The 18,405-nt window shown below is 43.8% G+C and carries 17 protein-coding genes, 4 pseudogenes and 1 riboswitch; of the genes and pseudogenes, 12 read left to right on the top strand and 9 right to left on the bottom strand.

All coding sequences use genetic code 11. The annotated features are described in order from the left end of the window. Window position 1: 1 nt before the first annotated feature. The 4 genes from MJQ52_RS09320 to MJQ52_RS09305 all read left to right on the top strand — a co-directional run bounded on the left by MJQ52_RS09320 (window position 2) and on the right by MJQ52_RS09305 (window position 6,644). Window positions 2-2,107: a cellulose biosynthesis cyclic di-GMP-binding regulatory protein BcsB gene (locus tag MJQ52_RS09320; RefSeq protein ID WP_182069760.1), complete on the top strand. Its 2,106-nt coding sequence runs from the start codon at window positions 2-4 to the stop codon at window positions 2,105-2,107. 134 nt (window positions 2,108-2,241) lie between these two features. After that, a riboswitch (cyclic di-AMP (ydaO/yuaA leader) is annotated at window positions 2,242-2,388 on the top strand. A 156-nt stretch (window positions 2,389-2,544) separates the two neighbouring features. Continuing rightward, on the top strand, window positions 2,545-4,365 hold the full coding sequence (locus MJQ52_RS09315) for an APC family permease (RefSeq protein ID WP_014304368.1): 1,821 nt from the start codon (window positions 2,545-2,547) through the stop codon (window positions 4,363-4,365). Between the two features lie 53 nt (window positions 4,366-4,418). Then, the gene (locus MJQ52_RS09310; protein WP_077721821.1) at window positions 4,419-4,865 is read left to right on the top strand and encodes an NUDIX hydrolase; all 447 of its coding nucleotides are present in this window, start codon (window positions 4,419-4,421) and stop codon (window positions 4,863-4,865) included. Between the two features lie 57 nt (window positions 4,866-4,922). After that, window positions 4,923-6,644 (top strand): pyruvate oxidase, encoded by a 1,722-nt coding sequence (locus MJQ52_RS09305; RefSeq protein WP_039252713.1) that lies wholly within the window; start codon window positions 4,923-4,925, stop codon window positions 6,642-6,644. Between the two features lie 125 nt (window positions 6,645-6,769). Here the strand turns inward: MJQ52_RS09305 and MJQ52_RS09300 are convergent, their stop codons facing one another. Further along, a complete protein-coding gene (locus MJQ52_RS09300; protein ID WP_094247226.1) occupies window positions 6,770-7,207 on the bottom strand; it encodes a GNAT family N-acetyltransferase in 438 nt (145 codons plus the stop codon). Window positions 7,208-7,340: 133 nt separating this feature from the next. Here MJQ52_RS09300 and MJQ52_RS09295 point away from each other — a divergent pair. The 6 genes and pseudogenes from MJQ52_RS09295 to MJQ52_RS09270 all read left to right on the top strand — a co-directional run. Beyond that, a pseudogene (locus tag MJQ52_RS09295) lies at window positions 7,341-7,456 on the top strand (hypothetical protein); the annotation flags it as partial. A 447-nt stretch (window positions 7,457-7,903) separates the two neighbouring features. Beyond that, window positions 7,904-8,159, top strand: a pseudogene (locus tag MJQ52_RS09290) (peptidoglycan-binding domain-containing protein); the annotation flags it as partial. A 424-nt stretch (window positions 8,160-8,583) separates the two neighbouring features. Further along, window positions 8,584-9,351, top strand: a complete 768-nt coding sequence (locus MJQ52_RS09285; RefSeq protein WP_094247898.1) for a YiiX/YebB-like N1pC/P60 family cysteine hydrolase — start codon at window positions 8,584-8,586, stop codon at window positions 9,349-9,351. 62 nt (window positions 9,352-9,413) lie between these two features. Further along, the gene (locus MJQ52_RS09280) at window positions 9,414-10,547 is read left to right on the top strand and encodes a hypothetical protein (protein WP_094247224.1); all 1,134 of its coding nucleotides are present in this window, start codon (window positions 9,414-9,416) and stop codon (window positions 10,545-10,547) included. 21 nt (window positions 10,548-10,568) lie between these two features. Next, window positions 10,569-10,761 (top strand): annotated as a pseudogene (locus MJQ52_RS09275) (DUF2651 family protein); the annotation flags it as partial. Then, on the top strand, window positions 10,747-10,932 hold the full coding sequence (locus tag MJQ52_RS09270) for a hypothetical protein (RefSeq protein ID WP_063174387.1): 186 nt from the start codon (window positions 10,747-10,749) through the stop codon (window positions 10,930-10,932). The pseudogene MJQ52_RS09275 and the gene MJQ52_RS09270, both read left to right, overlap by 15 nt. Window positions 10,933-11,588: 656 nt before the next feature. Here MJQ52_RS09270 and MJQ52_RS09265 read toward each other — a convergent pair. The 5 genes from MJQ52_RS09265 to MJQ52_RS09245 form a co-directional block, all read right to left on the bottom strand. Continuing rightward, entirely contained in the window at window positions 11,589-11,819 is a 231-nt protein-coding gene (locus MJQ52_RS09265) for a hypothetical protein (RefSeq protein ID WP_044053284.1), read from the bottom strand. 380 nt (window positions 11,820-12,199) lie between these two features. After that, the gene (locus MJQ52_RS09260) at window positions 12,200-12,757 is read right to left on the bottom strand and encodes a hypothetical protein (RefSeq protein ID WP_434181923.1); all 558 of its coding nucleotides are present in this window, start codon (window positions 12,755-12,757) and stop codon (window positions 12,200-12,202) included. 96 nt (window positions 12,758-12,853) lie between these two features. Further along, on the bottom strand, window positions 12,854-13,561 hold the full coding sequence (locus tag MJQ52_RS09255; protein WP_434181922.1) for a hypothetical protein: 708 nt from the start codon (window positions 13,559-13,561) through the stop codon (window positions 12,854-12,856). An 88-nt stretch (window positions 13,562-13,649) separates the two neighbouring features. Next, the gene (locus MJQ52_RS09250; protein ID WP_014416946.1) at window positions 13,650-13,916 is read right to left on the bottom strand and encodes a hypothetical protein; all 267 of its coding nucleotides are present in this window, start codon (window positions 13,914-13,916) and stop codon (window positions 13,650-13,652) included. A 105-nt stretch (window positions 13,917-14,021) separates the two neighbouring features. Continuing rightward, a complete protein-coding gene (locus tag MJQ52_RS09245) occupies window positions 14,022-15,299 on the bottom strand; it encodes an Nramp family divalent metal transporter (protein ID WP_088056325.1) in 1,278 nt (425 codons plus the stop codon). Window positions 15,300-15,955: 656 nt separating this feature from the next. Here MJQ52_RS09245 and MJQ52_RS09240 point away from each other — a divergent pair. Further along, window positions 15,956-16,309 (top strand): hypothetical protein, encoded by a 354-nt coding sequence (locus MJQ52_RS09240; protein WP_007410203.1) that lies wholly within the window; start codon window positions 15,956-15,958, stop codon window positions 16,307-16,309. Window positions 16,310-16,367: 58 nt separating this feature from the next. On the opposite strand, the pseudogene MJQ52_RS09235 reads toward MJQ52_RS09240, so the two are convergent. The 3 genes and pseudogenes from MJQ52_RS09235 to MJQ52_RS09225 form a co-directional block, all read right to left on the bottom strand. After that, window positions 16,368-16,583 (bottom strand): annotated as a pseudogene (locus tag MJQ52_RS09235) (DUF2188 domain-containing protein); the annotation flags it as partial. 57 nt (window positions 16,584-16,640) lie between these two features. Beyond that, window positions 16,641-17,048 (bottom strand): DUF5360 family protein, encoded by a 408-nt coding sequence (locus MJQ52_RS09230; RefSeq protein WP_014720748.1) that lies wholly within the window; start codon window positions 17,046-17,048, stop codon window positions 16,641-16,643. Then, the gene (locus tag MJQ52_RS09225) at window positions 17,045-17,410 is read right to left on the bottom strand and encodes a DMT family transporter (protein ID WP_017419236.1); all 366 of its coding nucleotides are present in this window, start codon (window positions 17,408-17,410) and stop codon (window positions 17,045-17,047) included. The genes MJQ52_RS09230 and MJQ52_RS09225 overlap by 4 nt, the downstream gene beginning before the upstream one ends. Window positions 17,411-17,576: 166 nt before the next feature. Here MJQ52_RS09225 and MJQ52_RS09220 point away from each other — a divergent pair, with 166 nt between their 5' ends. Further along, entirely contained in the window at window positions 17,577-18,383 is an 807-nt protein-coding gene (locus MJQ52_RS09220; RefSeq protein ID WP_022552624.1) for an EcsC family protein, read from the top strand. The last annotated feature ends 22 nt before the right edge of the window (window positions 18,384-18,405 follow it).

Here is an 18,405-nt window from a genome sequence, read left to right as displayed (position 1 = left end):
TTTGAAAAAAGCGATCATATTGATAACCGGCCTTTTGCTATTGATGTATAACGGGCAGGCGGCCGCGGCCCGGGAGCTGAAAACGGACCGTTCCGCCCTCGGAACAAGCGCCGGCGCAAAAGAGCAGCAGGCGCTGACTGGCGATCTGATGACACTGTACGGGGCGAAAGACAGCTCAGAGCTGACCTATCAGATTCCTGCGGGAGCTTCGAATGCCGATCAGTCGCTTCTGATTGATTACGAGGCGTCAAACTTATTAATTGCCCCGTCTTCTTTAACCATCGCCATTGATGATGAACCCGTCAAATCCATAAAGCTTGACGGCAGCTCCAAGCGGAAAACGGTGAAGCTCAATCTCAGCAAAAGCCAATCCGCCCAAGGCTATCACAATATATCATTACGGTTTTACGGCGTATTAAAAGAGGGCGTCTGCGTCAGGCAGGATACGTCAGGCAACTGGATAAAAATTTATCCGGACAGCCGCCTTGTGCTTTCAGAAGCAAGCAAGTCAAAGGGAGCGGATCTCGGCCATTTCCCATATCCGTTTGCCCAATCAGGCAATACGGGTGAAGAAACCGATATTATCCTTCCTGACAAACCGACCTCTGCTGAAGCTGAAGCCGCAGTCAAAACAGAAGGATTTCTGAAAACGGCTGACAGCAGGCTGAAGGTATCCTATGTAAAAGAATCCGACGCCGGCAAAATCAGCAATCCGTCAATTGTCATCGGCGCTGATCAGCATTGGAACGGGAAAATAAAAGAGCTTTTAGATCGCGGGAACCTCAAAGCGGAAGACAACAAACTCCTTCTCGCTGAACGGGTTCTGACATCAGGGGACAAACGGCAGCCCGTCCTGTTTGTCACGGCGCACTCAGACAAAGCGCTGGCGGATAAAATCCGCGTCATCACAGACAGCGCTTATTCAAGCCAGCTGGGCGGAGATACTTTGACAATCGGCCGCCTTCAGCCCGCTGCGGAAAAAACAGGCAATAAACTGACATTAGAGGACTTCGGCGCGGGAAATGTAACGGTCGGATCAAACAAAACGGCGTCAGAGCACTTCTTTTACCCTGCGGCGGCCGCTGTTGATAAAGACGGTAAGGTTAAGCTTTCACTTACATTAAAAACGTCGGAATCGATCCGGACGAAGGCGGATTCAGCTAATGACGCCGAGAGAGCGGAGCTGAACGTCATGGTCAACGGACAGCCGAATGCGGTGCGTCTTGATGATCTCGGCAATCAAGATAAAGACGGCTTTTACCACGTCTCAATCCCGATTGATCCGAAGCTTTTGCGAAGCAGCAGGTACATTGATCTGCAATTTGTCACGTCAGGTTTGAAACATAACAACCCGTGTATCGACCGTGACGAAAATAAATGGGTCTATATTGATAAAAGCAGCATGCTGACGTATCCGGTAAGTGATGCGGCGCAGAAAGCGGATTTCGGGCAATGGCCGCTCCCGTTTGCGGGCGGCGTGAAAGAGAAAACAGTGATCGTCATCCCGGATGACGTAAACATACAGACACTGAAAGAACTTTCTCTGGTGGCGGATTCATTCGGAAACGGCTTTACCGTAAAGACGGCATCAGACATGAAGGAAGCGGATGCCAAAGGCCGGAATGTTGTATTTATCGGAAGTCTGCCGCAAATTCCGCTTTTGAAGTCAGACGCATCTAAGCTTCTCGTGCCGTCAGACCGCAGCGGCGCGTACGATGTTTCTTCGTTTCAGATGCTGAATGAGACAACGAAACAAGTCGCGTTTACCCAGGAATCACCTTGGGACTCCGGCCGAAGCATCGCTGTTTTTGCTCCGTTATCAGGCAGCGGCGCGTCTGTCACAAAAGAGCTGATCAGCTTTTTAGACAGCACAAGCGATGCCGCAACCGTCGTCAACGAAACGGCCGGCAAGCAGCTGTTTTCAAACCATCAGCAAATCAAATCCGACGACAGCAGTCCATCGCCTGATACGAAAAGCCGTTCCGCAGCACTGAACGTCACGTATATCGCTGTTTTCGCGGCGCTTATAATTATTGCGGCCGGTCTGATCTGGCTGACGGCAAGAAGGAAAAAAAGAAAAGCGGACAATGAAAAAAGTGAAGAGTAATGAAGGAAAAAGAGGCCGTTAACAGGCCTCTTTTTTTGTATTTTTATTTCCATTTTTGGCGGTGATTTTTTTATTTTTGAAACAGCATAAAAGCCCCTTTACAACTGAACGGGACGGGAGTATGATCTCTTTTATAATCTATATCGCTTAATCTGTAATCAGAGCGGGGGAACCAATTTGCGGCGCGTCATGCCGCTTGGGGTGAATCCTTTTTCAGGTAGGGCCAACTCTCATCAGCCCGAATCCGACAGCTAACCTCGTAAGCGTTCATGAGAGGAGATGAATGAAACCTGTGCTCGATTATGGCGCAGGGGCATCCGTTTGCCTCTGTGTCTTTTTGCTGTGCCGAAATATGGCATGCAATCGTTATTCAGAGACATCATAGCAGTAAGGGTTTGTAAATCAAACGGAAAATGAAAAAAAGGGGAAGACAAAAAATGTACCATTCAATCAAAAGATTTTTGATTGGGAAACCGCTGAAATCACAGGCGGCCGGAGAGCAGAAACTCACGAAACTCAAGGCGCTCGCCATGCTTTCTTCAGACGCGCTGTCATCAGTTGCTTACGGAACGGAACAGATTCTGATCATTTTGGCTGCGGTAAGCGCGGCCGCGTTTTGGTATTCCATTCCGATCGCAGCAGGTGTTCTCATTTTGCTGCTTGCTTTGATTCTGTCCTACAGACAGATTATTTACGCTTATCCGCAAGGCGGGGGCGCTTATATGGTGTCAAAAGAAAACCTTGGTGAGAAGCCGGGCCTGATTGCGGGCGGCTCATTGCTTGTTGATTATATTCTGACGGTGGCGGTAAGCATTTCTGCCGGAACTGATGCGATTACATCGGCATTTCCGGCTTTGCACCCGTATCATTTGCTCATTGCTGTTTTGCTTGTGATTCTGATTATGATTTTAAATTTGAGAGGACTGTCAGAGTCGGCATCCATTTTGGCGTATCCCGTCTATCTGTTTGTGGCGGCGCTTGTCCTTTTGATCGTCGTCGGACTGTTTAAGCTCATGACGGGGCAGGTTCATCCGGCCGAGCATACACCGATCGGCACACCCGTGGCGGGCATCACGCTGTTTTTGCTGCTGAAGGCCTTTTCATCCGGCTGCTCGGCACTGACCGGTGTGGAAGCCATTTCAAACGCGATCCCGGCCTTTAAAAATCCTCCGGCGAAAAACGCGGCCCGCACTTTGGCCATGATGGGGATTCTGCTGGCGATCTTATTTACGGGGATTACGGTGCTGGCGTACGGCTACGGCACGGGTCCGAAGCCTAACGAGACCGTTATTTCACAAATCGCAGCGGAAACTTTCGGACGGCATACGGTGTACTATTTCATTCAAGGCGTTACATCCCTGATTCTCGTGCTTGCGGCAAATACGGGCTTTTCCGCTTTTCCGCAGCTGGCGTTTAATTTAGCGCGCGATCAGTATATGCCGAGAATGTTTACGGTACGAGGCGACCGATTAGGATTTTCAAACGGAATCATCTTTCTCGGTATCGCGTCCATCTTGCTCATTCTTTTATTCGGCGGCCGCACGGAACATTTAATTCCGCTTTATGCCGTCGGCGTGTTCATTCCGTTTACGCTGTCGCAGACGGGAATGTGCATCAAGTGGATCAGGCAGAAGCCGAAGGGCTGGGCGGTAAAAATGCTGATCAACTCATGCGGCGCCGCCATTTCATTTATGGTGCTGTGTATTTTATTCGCGACGAAGTTCAATCTTGTCTGGCCGGTGCTGTTATTCATGCCTGCTGTCGTCATGCTGTTTTTCGTCATTAAAAATCACTACACCGCGGTCGGCGAACAGCTGCGGGTCGTTGATCAGCAGCCTGAGGAAATCAAGGGAACCGTCGTCATCGTGCCTGTCGCCGGTGTCACCACCGTCGTCCAAAAATCGATTCAGTATGCGAAATCATTATCGGATCAGGTCATTGCGGTTCATGTTTCCTTTGACAGAGAACACGAAAAAAAGATGGAAAAGCGCTGGGAAGAGCTTCATAACGGCGTCCGCCTCGTCACCCTGCATTCCTCATACCGCAGTCTGGTTCACCCGTTTGATAAGTTTTTGGAAACGGTCGAACAAAAAGCGAAAAAAGAACAGTTCTCCGTGATGGTGCTGTTTCCGCAATTTATTACGAAAAAACGCTGGCAGACCATCCTTCACAACCAATCAGCCTTCTTGCTCCGCGTCCGGCTGTTTTGGAAGAAGGACATCATTGTCGCCACCCTGCCGTATCATTTTAAAAAGTAACGGTAAAGACCGCAGGCTAAAATGCCGCGGTCTTTTTTGTAAAGGAGGACGACATGGCACAAGGCGCGTTTGTCATCATACAAAATGAGGAGCGGGACATATTGCTCGTAAAACGAAAAGACATTCCCTTATGGGATTTGCCCGGGGGCAGGATCGCAGAAGGTGAAATACCTGAAGCCGCAGCCGTCAGAGAGGCCTTCGAAGAAACCGGTTATAACGTGACCATCCTGCATAAAGCCGGTGAGTATGAAAGGCCGGCATTTGAAGATACACAGCACGTATTCATCGGAGCCATTACCGGAGGAACACCGCTGATGAACGGGCCGGAAACCGCCGCATTACGCTGGTTTTCCCCAAACCGGCTGCCGCTGTTCATGGTGCCGAACAGAAAACGGCAGATAAAAGACGGACTCAATGGGGCGGCAAATCGTAAGGCAGTCCTTAAAGACCTAAATTTGTTATCCATCCTTGATCTTCTGAGAAAAAAGCTGAGAGTATAGCCCGTGTTTCAACCCGTATGAAAACGGGGATGAATACAGGTAAAAGGAGGATGCAGTATGCCAAGTAAAACAGCAGGACACGTAATGACGGAGCTGCTTGAACAATGGGGAGTCGGTCATATATACGGCATTCCCGGAGACAGCATTAATGAATTTATCGAAGAACTGAGACATGAACGAAATAACCTGACATTCATCCAAACCCGGCACGAGGAAGTCGCAGCCCTGGCTGCCGCGGCTGAGGCAAAACTGACCGGACAGATCGGTGTCTGCCTTTCAATCGCAGGACCGGGGGCCGTTCATCTGCTGAACGGTTTATACGACGCCAAAGCGGACGGCGTTCCGGTGCTGGCGATTGCGGGACAGGTGGCTTCCGATGAAATCGGCCGTGACAGCTTTCAGGAAATCAAATTAGAGCAAATGTTTGAGGACGTGGCGGTATTCAACCAGCAAGTACATACGGCGGAAGCGCTGCCCGATCTTCTGAATCAGGCGATCCGCACGGCTTACAGCAAAAAAGGCGTTGCCGTTTTAACCGTTTCTGATGATTTATTCGCGCAAAAAATCAAACGGGAGCCGGTTTACACATCGCCGATATACCTCAAAGCCGATATAGAGCCGAAAAAAGAACATCTCGTCACATGCGCGCAATATATTAACAACGCAAAAAAACCGGTCATTCTCGCCGGCCAAGGGTTAAAATCGGCAAAAGAGGAGCTGCTCGCATTCGCCGATAAAGCGGCCGCCCCGATTGTCATTACCCTTCCGGCAAAAGGCGTCGTGCCTGACAGCCATCCACACTTTCTCGGGAATCTCGGGCAAATCGGCACAAAGCCCGCCTACGAAGCCATGGAGGAATGCGATCTGCTGATCATGCTCGGCACATCGTTCCCATACAGGGATTATCTCCCGGACGATACGCCTGCCATTCAGCTTGATTCGGATCCGGCGAAAATCGGCAAGCGCTATCCCGTCAATGCGGGAATCGTCAGTGATGCGGCTCTGGGGCTGAAAGAGCTGACGGAATACATTGAATATAAAGAAGACAGAAGATTTTTAGACGCCTGCACCGAGCACATGAAGCATTGGTGGAAGGAAATCGAGAAGGATGAAACCGAAGCGACTCATCCGCTCAAGCCGCAGCAGGTCATTGCCCGGCTTCAGGATGCCGCCGCAGAGGACGCCGTCCTGTCAGTGGATGTCGGAACGGTTACGGTGTGGATGGCCCGCCATTTTAAAATGAAGAAGCAGGACTTTATCGTCTCAAGCTGGCTCGCCACAATGGGATGCGGGCTTCCGGGAGCGATTGCCGCAAGCCTTGCCGAACCTGAGCGGCAGTCCATAGCCATTTGCGGAGACGGCGGATTTTCAATGGTGATGCAGGATCTGCCGACGGCTGTTAAATATAAACTGCCGATTACGGTTGTCATATTAAACAACGAAAATTTAGGCATGATTGAATATGAACAGCGGGTCAAAGGCAACATTGACTACGTCACCCAGCTGCAAAATATGGATTACGCCGCTTTTGCAAAAAGCTGCGGAGCAAAAGGCATCAAAGTGACGAAACACGAGGAATTGGCTCCCGCTTTTCATGAAGCGCTCAACTCAAATGAGCCGGTCGTCATCGACGCCGTCATCGGCGACGAGCCGCCGCTTCCGGGAAAAATCACTTACGGCCAAGCGAAGGGCTTCAGCAAATACATGCTGAAAAACTTCTTTGAAAACCAAAAAATCGAAATGCCGTCACTCAAGAAAAGCTTAAAACGGCTGTTTTAAAAAGCCGGCGCTTATAAAAAATAAACAGGCAGCATGCCTGTTTATTTTTATTTATTTACCCAGATAAGCCATAGTAAAAGCCCGGCTTTTTATTTTAGTTTTTTCTTCAATAAGGTCTTCCCGGGTTATATGGAATAGGTCAGCCAATTCCCAAGGGAGCCACCCATCTTTTTATAGAACTTTTGTGTACGGTAATTATCAGATGCAGTTATCCATGACATATGCGCATACCCGTTTTCTTTTGTAAAAGTTTCGCATCTTTTAAACAGTTCTTGGGCTGCTCCTGTGCCTCTTGCTTTTTCTGCCACGAATAAATCATTCATTATTGTTATTTTATCTGCTTTCGTCGTACTAAAACTAAAATATAATGTTGCAAAGCCAATAAGTTCCCCATCTTGTTCAGCAACGAATTGAATACCCCTGTTCTTCTCAAATAACATTTCAATCAAATGATGTATCTTTTCAATCGGTGGCTTAGGTCTTTTATAAAAATCCACGATATATAAATACATTAAATCGGTCAATTGTTTTACATCATAGTGTTCTGCGCTTCTGATTATCAAATGTTTCCCTCCTCACTCTTTTTTTAATTTTTGTTATACAAAACTTACACAAACATTCTAAATTATTCAATACTTTAAATTGGTTTTGAACCGGTTTGTTGCCTAAGAAAAAATAAGAAGGCGGAATCATGCTCATGAAGCGCTTAACTCAAATGAGCCGGCCATCATCGACGCGGTCATCGGCGACGAGCCGCCGCTTCCGGGAAAAATCACTACGGCTAAGCAAAAGGCTTCAGCCAGTATTCGCTGTCTGCCTTGATTTATTGAGAAGATTAGTTCTTATCAGTTTTACTGACCTCTTCCATGGTAAGGAAGAGGTCAGCAGTTCGAGCCCGCTTGGACACAGGAAGTCTATCATATTCAAATTTGCTGAAACGGTAACAGAGATCATAAAATCTGCAGCTAGCGAGCGATGGCTGATAAAAAAAGCTTTTGAAGGGCCAGGACAGTTCCTGCCAAACGTGGTTCGCACATTAGCGCCGTCAGCCCCCCTGATCAGCAAAAACAGGAAAAAGGACCGGTGACGACGTCCACTGTCAAAAAAGGTGGAATATTATCGTCATTGCATAGGAGTCAGGCGTAAGCATGGCAACCCTGCAAAGCTTGAATGGCATCAAGGATCCGAACCTGATCAAAGTTGGCCAAGTATTAAAGCTGACTGGCTCGTCCAGCTCTCCATTCGGTAAAAAGACATCATCTTACACGCTGCCGCCAGACATTTTTAAAGTGACAAAGCCCCTTAACTAAGGGAACGTCCGTAAAGCAAATTCAATCGGCGTTAGCGGCTCTCTATTATTATCCGGACAAAGGGGCAAAGAACAACAGAATAGACGGCTATTACGGACCGAAGAAAGCAAATGCAGTCAAACGGTTCCAGTCCATGTATGGCCTATCTGATAACGGCATTTACAGGCCAAAAACGAAAGAAAAAATGTTGCCTCTTCTGAAATAAATGAAACAACCCTTTAATAAGGCTGTACCACAATTCTATATATTTCATAAAAATAAAGAAGTATATAGAATTGCGGTTCGCATTAATGGTAGAATATGTTTGTTAAGAAAGATATTTTGAATGCTTGTGAATTTATGTAAAATTTGAAGGTTAACCTTACGAAGAAATAGTGAAACAACACATTTCCTGGTAAACATTGTTTAAAGCCCAAATCCTATAGTTCAGTTGGCACTACATGTCCCGATTTTGTATGACATTATACACTCAATAGAAATGATTAAAATATCCCAAATAATTCAAAAAAGGTGTTTACAACCTTATTTACATCCTATATCTTAGAATAGAAGGAAAAATTATTCAATAGTAGGGGGATACTGATGTGAAAAAGATTAAATTTTTACTTACCACCATGTTCTCTACAACTATGTTGATTTCCGGTTTAGGATTGGGATTTGGGAAAAGTGTACATGCTGAAGGATTTCCGCAACTTACTAATGAAAAAGTCCAAACGGAAATACAGGAAATGAAAGATGCCGGCATGACAAGTGAGGAAGTACAGAAATTCTATGAAATGAGTAAAGAAGAGTATGCGTATGTACAAGAACATGCAGAAGACTTGTATAAGGATTCCCAAAAAGAAATCAAAGAATTGAAAGCCTCTGGTCAAATTGATGAAGTTCTTCCTAAATACAAGGAGCCTGAATATCAGCCCAAGAACCAAATTGCAGCAAAAGCGTTAGGTACAAAAGGTGATGTTCTTACAAGCTATGAAATTAATTCTGGAAGTTGGTCTATTGGTGTAGGACATGCTGCGATTGTTTCAACTAACAAATCAAAAACAGTTGAAGCATGGGCGAAAAGCTGGAGCCCTATAAACCAAGATGGAGTTCGCAGATATAATAATAACTGGGGAAGTAAAAAGAAAGTTTATGGTCTATGGGTTAAAGGATCGAATAACAATAAGTATATAAACGCTGCAAAATATGCGGAAAAGCAAGCAAATAATAAAAAGAAATATAATTTCAACTTTTTGAATAAAAAGACAACTGCTAAATTTTATTGTTCTCAATTAGCTTGGCGTTCTTGGAAAAACCAAGGTATTGATATTGACAATGTCAAATGGGACACCGTTGTAACACCAATGGAGCTTGTAAAATCCAATAACACAACAATCTTTTATCATAAGGGTTAAACAAATTGACAAAAACAATCGGTGATGCACCGGTTGTTTTGTCATTTCAAAGGGAGGAAAATATGAATAGACTTAAGACCCTGTTTATTTTCATTTGCATACTGATAGTCACAACCTCTTGCGGTCTCATCCCAACTGGGAATGAAAAAGAGGAAAGAAGCAGCAATAAAAAGACTGTATTAAAGGATATTGACAATGCAAAATTTATTGTTGGTTTTTCTAACACTTTAGATAGGGGAAGTGAGATTGGGGTTTACGGTGAAGATGGTACTAAAATGGATAGCTTGGAATTGAAAGATGGTATAAATTTCACGATGTCTTCATATAACAAAAACGATACGTTCTTCTCATCAAATAGAAGCAATAATCACTTGATGATAGACAATAAAACCGGAAAAATAAACAAAATAAATGAAAAGAGTTTGTCAAAAACAACTGAGGATGAAGGTGCTTTCTTTATAAATAGTTCTGACGGTTATATCATCCATGACATTAACGTTGGATATACAGACAAAGGGCTGGAAAGTGAACTGGTATATTGGAAGGGAAACAGCCGAAAAAACAAGAAACAAATAAAGCTTGACGGAGAACTTGGATCAGCAATCGTCGCCAAAAATAAAATTTATGTCATTTCAAGTGGTGAAGAAAGTATGTCCATCCTTTCAATTAACCCAGAGACAAAAAAGCAAGAGAACAAGGCATCCATACCGAATAAAGGGATATACTTCATGGATGAAAAGGATGCATTCCAAGCTCTAGATGAAAATACATTTGTACTGGCAGTTAATGATAACGTGAATGAGAAAGAGAATTCTAAGCTCATATTAATAGACAGAGAGACTCTTAAGGTAAAAAAAGAAGTCGAGATGGAGAAAGGGTTTCATCCTGCAAAATTGAAAATATTAAAAGATAGCATCTTAGCTGTTTCTTTTGATGGGAAGATGCAGGTGTTTGATAAAAAAATGGTTAAGAAAAAATCTTTTGATTTTTATGCTGGGGATGATAACAAATTAATGAATGATGTTCAATTCAATGACAAAGAGATGTATGTTTTACTCAAAAACTTTGATATCCAGCGTGATAACAAGCTTGGAGATATCACGTCTTATGATTTGAAATCAGGCAAAAAGGTAAAAACAATCCCGCTAAAAGCAAAAAAAGAGTGGGAAATTGCACGTTTTGAAATTTTAAAATAAGTTGAAGGTGTTTATATTAGCATGCCATTGAGTCCTGTTTATATTATTCTCATCATTTTTCCGGCAGTTTCTTTTCTGTTGGGGATTTTAGGGTATCTCATCTTCAAAAAAGTATGGATTATGGCTGTTGTATTCGTTGTCATTGACATTTATGTTTATTGTAATAGGTGCCGAGCCGACATTTTTCAGGTGGATGGCTATGATGACGGGGAGCTATTTATCTCCGGTTTATCGGGAAGCATTAAGTATCGCCCGTGGGTTGGATGAGGAAAAAGTGAAAAGAATTATCGGAGTGATCTTTCATAACTTAGGCTTAGTTTATTTAAGAGGGGAAAGTTTGAGTGCCGCTGAAGAGAATTTTAAAAAGGCAATAGACGCTACTTAGAAGAGAAGCGCCTTTGGTCTGATTTCGCAGAGCTGACTGAAAAATTAGGTGACTTTCATTTTGAAAAGAGAAACTATGCAGAGGGAAGAACCTTTTTAAAGAAAACTATACATGCCCAAACACAAATCTTTAAGGTTACGGAGGCTATAATCAGCTCCGCTTTAATCGGTATTCTTTTTACTGGATTATTAAGTGTAACAAATGTTTATACTGCTGAAATGAGTGTTTCTGGAACTTTCCACATCGCTGAAAAAGCTATAAATATTTAAAGTGTTCTCCAATTTTTGACCTCCACCTTTTAAGACTGGGGGATTTCTTTTTCTAATCCAGTAATCAACATACGCAGCCTCATAAGGTTCTTAAGCGTTACTTGTATTGCGTTCACTTTTCCGTTTTACTGTGATGATTTCTTGAACGATGCATGCATGAGAAAAACGCCGTCCATTTTTAAGCCTTTCTTCAATAATTCAAGGAAAAACAAAGGAGCTATCGAGAAGATCTCGACAGCTTGATAAACAGGCAGCATGCCTGTTTATTTTTTTGTTTGTTGAGCGACTTGGCTTGCATATAGCCGTCCTAAACGAAAACGGAGATTGTGAAAAGCCGCAGCTGGCGAGCGATGGCTGATCAAAAACTCGTGATGGATCAGCGCGGTTTCATCTGAAGAACAGCCAGAGAGCGGTCACAACAGCGATCATAAAGTAATCTCCATCATTCAGTTTAGTTCCATTTTTGATAAACACATGTGCCGTCCGGTTCGTCTTTGTCCCTTTCGGAGTTTTAAGCGCAATGTTCTTCCCTATATTGTAATAAACAACTTTAAACAAATAATATGCCAGCGAACAGAATAAAAAGAGCAACATGAACTTGCCAATAAACAATATCATGTTTCATTACTCCTTTTTGCCGTTTTTTCGTTTTAATATATGACGGAAAAGTCAGGATGTTATATAAAAGGAGAAGTATTTTACCGAGGCTGGTGTTAAACATTAATGAACGGTTCGCCGCAACATCCCCAGATCCGGAACAATTTCAAAACGAAAGAGAAGCCCGGGGATTATTAAAAAACAGCCCCTAATGTGTCCGCTTTTTTTTGAAAACTTGATCCAAGATGAACATAAAGAGAGTGAATAAGAAGGACACCGTAATCATATCTATCAGAAATATATTAGGAGTATCTTTTATTAATAGCAGCCATACCACCTGCAAAACTAAAGAAATAGAAAAATAAGATATATATGTCATAATCCTCATATTTGTTACCCCCTTAGCCTAATTTCTCTTTTGTGATCTTATCCAAATTAGTAAAAAGGATATCCAATCCCGAAAATAAGAAAGTGATGAACAATGAAAGAAGAATTTCTCCACCTTGAAATATAGATATGTTCTCAATGATATGATTGGAAACGTATTGGATTGAGAAGTAAACAGCAGCCCATGCAAAAATGAATTCAAGGATATAGGCTGACCAAGCAGGTAATGTAAAAACATGAGTCATTCCTTTTACAATTGCCGTAAGGATTAGCATATAAACTAAAGCTAAGATACTGACGACGACAGAAAATATGTATAAGTCTGAAAGTGAACCATATATGATGTAATCTCCGAAAAAATGATGTATTGTTACAGCTGCAAAACAAATAATCAGGCTGGGGACAGTCACAGCGAAGAACAGAGAGAATCCAATAAGTACGATGAATGCTGCATGAGCTAAGCGGTTTGGCGGTGTATCCACGATCTCTTTTTTTAATAGAATCATAAAAATAAGAGATGAAATCACAAGGCAGCATAAGAAAGTGAGCAAAACAGTAAAAAAGACAGTCATGTGACATCTCCAATGAAAAAGTGCTATTAGAGTGAATCTAACAGCACTTTGCATTTACTTCATACGTATTTTCCTGACGATCATTTATGAATGATTTTAAAATGCTTTCATTGCTAAAGTTGTCAAATGAGCGAGGTTTTTAGCCTGACTGTCAGAAAGTCCGGACTTTTTAAGTGAAAGATAAAGATTCTTTTCCACGTCAGTCCAGCTTAAGGCGACATACTCGTTCAGCATTTTCTTTAAAACCGGTTCTATGTGTTGATTGAAAACGGATTCGAGTTCATTTCTTATTTTCTTTCCTGCTAATTTTTCAACAAGATTGAATAATTTTGTTTTATTTTTCAGCACTTCTCTGATTACATCTTTGACTGGTTTTGACACAGATGCATCGCTTTGTGCTTTAAGTCCGTAGGAAAATTGCGTATCAGTCTGATAAAAAAATGATTTGGTCGTTCCAGTGGCATTGGCAGTATTATTATGATTTTCTTTAGCTAAGGATGCGGGGACAAAAGTAGTAGTTACAAGGGCTAAAGATGCGGCAAACAGAATGCCTTTAGCTGCGTGTCTAATGGGAAATCCTCCTTTAGAAATGTAGTGTAGAGAGAAATGAAAGACTATGTATTTAGGCGGGACCTGTATGATCCGCTTTGAACATTTTTCCCTCTCAGATACCATTCTATCAATAGGTATTTTTTGGGTAAATAGGATTTTAATACGATATTTTTCTCGCAATTCAAAATCTTCTTTAGCAGGATTTATTTTAGCTGCAGTTTCGTGAAATAGAACATGGGCTGGAGCCTGCATGTACAGGCTGTTTGAGGCGGAATCACATTATCGGAGCGGTTTTTATCATTTAGGCTTAGGTAAAAAAATAAACAGGCAGCATGCCTGTTTATTTTCGTTTGCGTGAAAGAGCGAAGAAAAACGGGAAGGCGGAGCCGGCCAATAACGTACCGAATAAAAACATGCCCCCGATGAACACATGATAGTTCACCCCGCCGATCCAAAGCCCCGTGATTAAGGAAACGATGCTTAATGCGATCATCAAAAAGCCGGGAATCAGACGTTTCTTACCCGTTGTCCGATAAGCAAAAAGAGAACAGAAGATGCCGATGACAATCGGCACAATCCACAGATAAAAAAGGATAAATACTGACATAAGCAAAACTCCGATTTTTCTTCTATCATACCAAAAACGCCCGGAAAAAGATACGAACGGCACCCGGCGCCAAAAGAAAAACCGGCCGCTATGGCCGGTTTTTTTCTAACGGAAGGAATCGTAGATCACAAACAGATTAAGCGCGATCACCAAAACCGCAATCAGCCAGGCGAGAGCCGTCACCCATTTTCGGTTCGTCAGGGCGCCCATCAGGCGTTTGTTGCTTGTAAACATAATCAGCGGCACGAGCGCAAAGGCGATGCCGAATGAAAGAACGACCTGGCTCCATACGAGCGCTTCTGTGGCGTTGACCCCCGAGATAATGATGATCATCGGCGGAATGATGGTAATGAAACGCCGCAAATAAAGCGGGATACGGTAACGGATGAAGCCCTGCATGATAATATCGCCTGACAATGTGCCGACAGAAGAGCTTGAAAGCCCTGCGGCCAGCAGCCCGATCCCGAAGAGAATGGCTGAAGCCGGCCCGATATAGTGGCCGAATTGCTGATAAGCCACGTCTAAATCTTCTACATACAGCCCGTTCTTGAAGAAAAGCGCGGCAGCGACGATGAGCATGCTTGCGTTAATCGCCCCGGCGATCACCATCGCGATGAGAATGTCAATCGTCTCGAATCTAAAAATCTTTTTCCGCTCACTATCCGTTTTTCCGACGACACGGCGCTGTGTCAGTGCGGAATGTAAGTAAATGGCATGCGGCATCACGGTTGCGCCGAGTATCCCGGTTGCCAGGAGCACACTGTCCATTCCGTCAATTTTCGGGATAAACAGCCCTTCGAGAACGGAGGCGGCGTCAGGTTTGGCAAAGAAGGTTTGCAGAGCGAAGGCGATCACCACGACAAACAGAAGTCCGGCGATGCCCGCTTCCAGCGCCCGGTAACCCCTGCGCTGCAGCTCTAAAATCGCGAATGATCCGATCGCCGCGATAATGGCCGCTTCAACCATCGGTATGCCGAACAGCAGGTTGAGCCCGAGCGCCGCCCCGATAAATTCTGCCAGATCAGTTGCCATAATTACCAGTTCACCCTGTATCCACAGCCCGGCGGATACCCATTTCGGGTACCGGTCTCTGGCGATTTCCGGAAGGTTTTTACCCGTGGCAATGCCGAGCTTCGCGGAAAGAACTTGAATTAAAAAAGCCATCAAGTTTGAAAAGAGGATGACCCACAGCAGCATATACCCATATTTCGAACCAGCTGAGATATTCGTAGCGAAGTTTCCCGGATCAATGTAGGCAATCGCCGCGATAAAGGCGGGGCCTAAAAAAGGCAGAAGCCGCTTGAATCCCTTGCTTTTGCCGTCAAGTGCATCCTGCACGGCTTTTGATTGCAGTGATTGTGCTGAGATGTCTTTGCTCATTATGTCTCACCTAAATTCCGATAGATTTTTAGCTAAATAACAAAAAGTTTCCTAGATGCAAATTATTTTATCTACATCATAAATCCGCTATTATGAGATGTCAAGTTCTTTATGTTCAATAAACCGGTACATTGATGCCCTGTTTTATCTATGATATGTATCCCGCCGAAGAAAGGTCCGAAAATGAAAACGGCATCGTTCCGGGAAAGAAGCGATGCCGTTCGCAAAGCGTGTTTCCGCGTCCGATCATGCGCGGATGCGTGGAGCGTTCTTTTAAAAAGGTGAAAAGAGGACACTTGCCCATATAACTTCACAACTTTCTGTCCGCCCAACTGATCCTGAGAAAAAGACGCTGTATTTCCTCCGTTTTCCCGGGTAAATAGAATAATAATGTTTCTTTCCATTGGAAGATAAAACCTTTCTGTACCATTCAAATGACCTCCGGAAAAACTCCGGCCGCTCTGAATAAACGTTTGAATCAACGATATATCAGTGATTCCAGTCCAATAAACCGCTGTTATCTATCAATTAAAGAATCGGCATGGCCACTTGCGAAGAAAAGAAGTTGGAGCATTAGACTTATTTCAGTCTCCCGGGCAAAAAAGTATAATAACGTCAGGAAAGCTTTCCAGCCATATGATAAAAGAGGGGGAATTTTCCTGGTACGTCGTTTGTCGATCATTTCTTTAGCCATGATTTTTGCTGTTTCTTTATTCGCTTTTGGCGGCTCTGCATCAGCAGCAGCTTTCAAACCTAAAGCTGAACCGGACGTTTCCATTTTAGCCAGCGGGGGTACAGTCGGTATTTACGGTGCTAATATGCGCTCATGCTCTAAGGTCAGCTGTTCAACGATCACAACATTCTCAAGCGGTAAAAAAATTACAGGTTCTTGGGTAACCGGAGAATATGTTCAAGGCCACTACACTAATTCTAATAAATGGCTGAAAGTCACGTATGCAGGAGCGACAGGCTACGTTTCAGTCACCACACTATCTTATTATTACGGTTTATAATCAGAAAAACCCCGTTCTCTTGAGAGCGGGGTTTTTCCTTTATTCCGATTCAATTTCCGCGTTTCGTTTCATCATCGTGTTTCATCAGCTGATCGATTTCTTCCTTAGAAGCGTTTTTTTTCCACTCTTTCGCCTGACTTGTCGCAATGGGAATGGCCCGTCCTTCTTCATAACCCTCATCTATCATCGCATTCGCGATTTCGATCGCTTTTTTCTTCACAGGTTCCTCGAGATTCTTCAATGATTGCGGATAATCCTTCATAGACCAAGGCATGTCTATCACTCCTTTATGAAAAGTGTTTCCCGCCTGAAGAAAAAGAAAACCGCCTCATCAAAAAGAATGACAGCTATTTTTATGAGAGACCAGCAATTTCCGAATAAAATATAAAGGATAAAGAAGCAAGTACAGATTGAATGCCCACCACATAAGATCAAAATCACCGATAAATACCCAAAAGGCAATCGCTTGCAGGCCTGAACAAAAGGTCAGCACAAGTGATATTAATGCGAAAGGGCGCCATAACGCATGTTTCCGTTTATAAAGAAACAAGCTGTACAGCCCGGTTATCGAAATGAAAATATCTAAGGGAAAGAATGACCAGTTCCAGGCCATTATCATGGCATTATCATAATCTTTAAACACCATGTTTTTTGGAATCCACTCAAAAAAAGTAACAATCCAATAAACGATAAATCCAATATCTGTAATGAGGAAGAGAACCTTTAACCCTTTCATCATCTGTTTCTGTCCGTATGAACGCTGATGCCGTTTGATGACGTTTCACTTTCAGAAATAAAGTTTAAGGAAACGACACCGATGATGATCAGAAGAACAGAGACGGCTTTTATGACAGAGAACTGTTCATGAAAGAAAAAAATTCCGATCATGGAAATCAGCACGATCCCCATTCCCGACCAGACCGCATACGCGATGGAGACACTTATATATTTCAAAGTCAAAGTAAGAAAACAAAGGCTGCCGATATAAAACAATAATAATAAAATACTTGGGACAAGTTTTGTAAATCCATTTGATAATTTCATGCTGACCGTACCCAATACTTCAAAAATGATCGCTAAACTTAAATAAATCCATTGCATTCAGCATTCTCCTTCAATCGTATTATTCAGAATTATACAATATATAGAATTTGAAGGAAATTAAACAATGAAATGTTTTCCGGATAAAAAATCCGGCCGGGTGTAAAAAGAAAACGCCATAAAGGTATACTATGAACAAAGAAATCAGAAAGGACGTGCAGGACGGGTGACAGAAGAGCGGACAGACCTGGAAAGACAACTGAGAGACATTCAAAAATGGGAAAAGGCGCAGCAGAGGGTGATGTTCTGGCAAACATTCACCCGCTTGCCGTTTCAGCTTTTGGACAAGCTGACACCGCAATTTATTCAGAGGAAAATCGGACTCATTCTCGATGAAACGGGAACGTTTATTCAGTCAGGCGGACAGTACCTTACATCAGAAAAGCGCATCATGAAAAAGTTTCAAAAACGGCTGCCGCACGGTACATGTCAAACGCTTCACGACATCCGCAATGCGCCGCTTGCCGTCATGGACGAAATCGCAGAAGGCATAGCGCGTACAAGCGTAAAGGCCGCGACGGTGCAGGGAGCCGCAACGGGAGTCGGCGGTGTATTCACGCTGGCGGCAGACATTCCGGCGATGCTCGGCCTGTCCTTAAAGACGCTGCAAGATATCGCGGTTGCTTACGGCTTTGATCCGAAAGACAAAAAAGAACGCGTGTTTATCGTCAAATTGCTTCAGCTTGCATCCAGTGACGTCATCGGAAAAAAAGCGATCCTGCAAGATTTACGGCAATATGATCAAAACGACCGCGCCTATCAGCGCGTCGCCTCGCAAATCCAAGGCTGGCGGGAAGTCGTTTACAGCTACCGCGATACGTTCGCCGCGAAAAAACTGCTGCAAATGGTTCCGGCCGCAGGCATCATCTTCGGCGCGTCCGCCAACCGTTCAGCTTTAGAAAGCATCGCGGAAACAGGCATCATGCTTTATAAAAAACGCCGGATTCTAAAACGCATGAAGGATACAGAATAATAAAAAACCACCCGAAAACACA

Origin of the sequence: Bacillus sp. jun7 (genome assembly GCF_051034795.1) — a bacterium.
GTDB classification, from domain to species: domain Bacteria; phylum Bacillota; class Bacilli; order Bacillales; family Bacillaceae; genus Bacillus; species Bacillus velezensis.
Note: the sequence above shows the minus strand (reverse complement) of the source record. Positions and strands in the feature narration are given on the sequence as shown.

What these genes read in the sequence shown, in the direction of transcription:
- MJQ52_RS09260 (WP_434181923.1), bottom strand. Translation starts at nt 12,757, where the DNA reads ATGACTGTCTTTTTTACTGTTTTGCTCACTTTCTTATGCTGCCTTGTG.
- MJQ52_RS09285 (WP_094247898.1), top strand. Translation starts at nt 8,584, where the DNA reads ATGTTGATTTCCGGTTTAGGATTGGGATTTGGGAAAAGTGTACATGCT.
- MJQ52_RS09270 (WP_063174387.1), top strand. Translation starts at nt 10,747, where the DNA reads ATGATGACGGGGAGCTATTTATCTCCGGTTTATCGGGAAGCATTAAGT.
- MJQ52_RS09250 (WP_014416946.1), bottom strand. Translation starts at nt 13,916, where the DNA reads ATGTCAGTATTTATCCTTTTTTATCTGTGGATTGTGCCGATTGTCATC.
- MJQ52_RS09305 (WP_039252713.1), top strand. Translation starts at nt 4,923, where the DNA reads ATGCCAAGTAAAACAGCAGGACACGTAATGACGGAGCTGCTTGAACAA.
- MJQ52_RS09225 (WP_017419236.1), bottom strand. Translation starts at nt 17,410, where the DNA reads ATGCAATGGATTTATTTAAGTTTAGCGATCATTTTTGAAGTATTGGGT.
- MJQ52_RS09265 (WP_044053284.1), bottom strand. Translation starts at nt 11,819, where the DNA reads ATGATATTGTTTATTGGCAAGTTCATGTTGCTCTTTTTATTCTGTTCG.
- MJQ52_RS09280 (WP_094247224.1), top strand. Translation starts at nt 9,414, where the DNA reads ATGAATAGACTTAAGACCCTGTTTATTTTCATTTGCATACTGATAGTC.
- MJQ52_RS09230 (WP_014720748.1), bottom strand. Translation starts at nt 17,048, where the DNA reads ATGATGAAAGGGTTAAAGGTTCTCTTCCTCATTACAGATATTGGATTT.
- MJQ52_RS09255 (WP_434181922.1), bottom strand. Translation starts at nt 13,561, where the DNA reads ATGCAGGCTCCAGCCCATGTTCTATTTCACGAAACTGCAGCTAAAATA.
- MJQ52_RS09310 (WP_077721821.1), top strand. Translation starts at nt 4,419, where the DNA reads ATGGCACAAGGCGCGTTTGTCATCATACAAAATGAGGAGCGGGACATA.
- MJQ52_RS09315 (WP_014304368.1), top strand. Translation starts at nt 2,545, where the DNA reads ATGTACCATTCAATCAAAAGATTTTTGATTGGGAAACCGCTGAAATCA.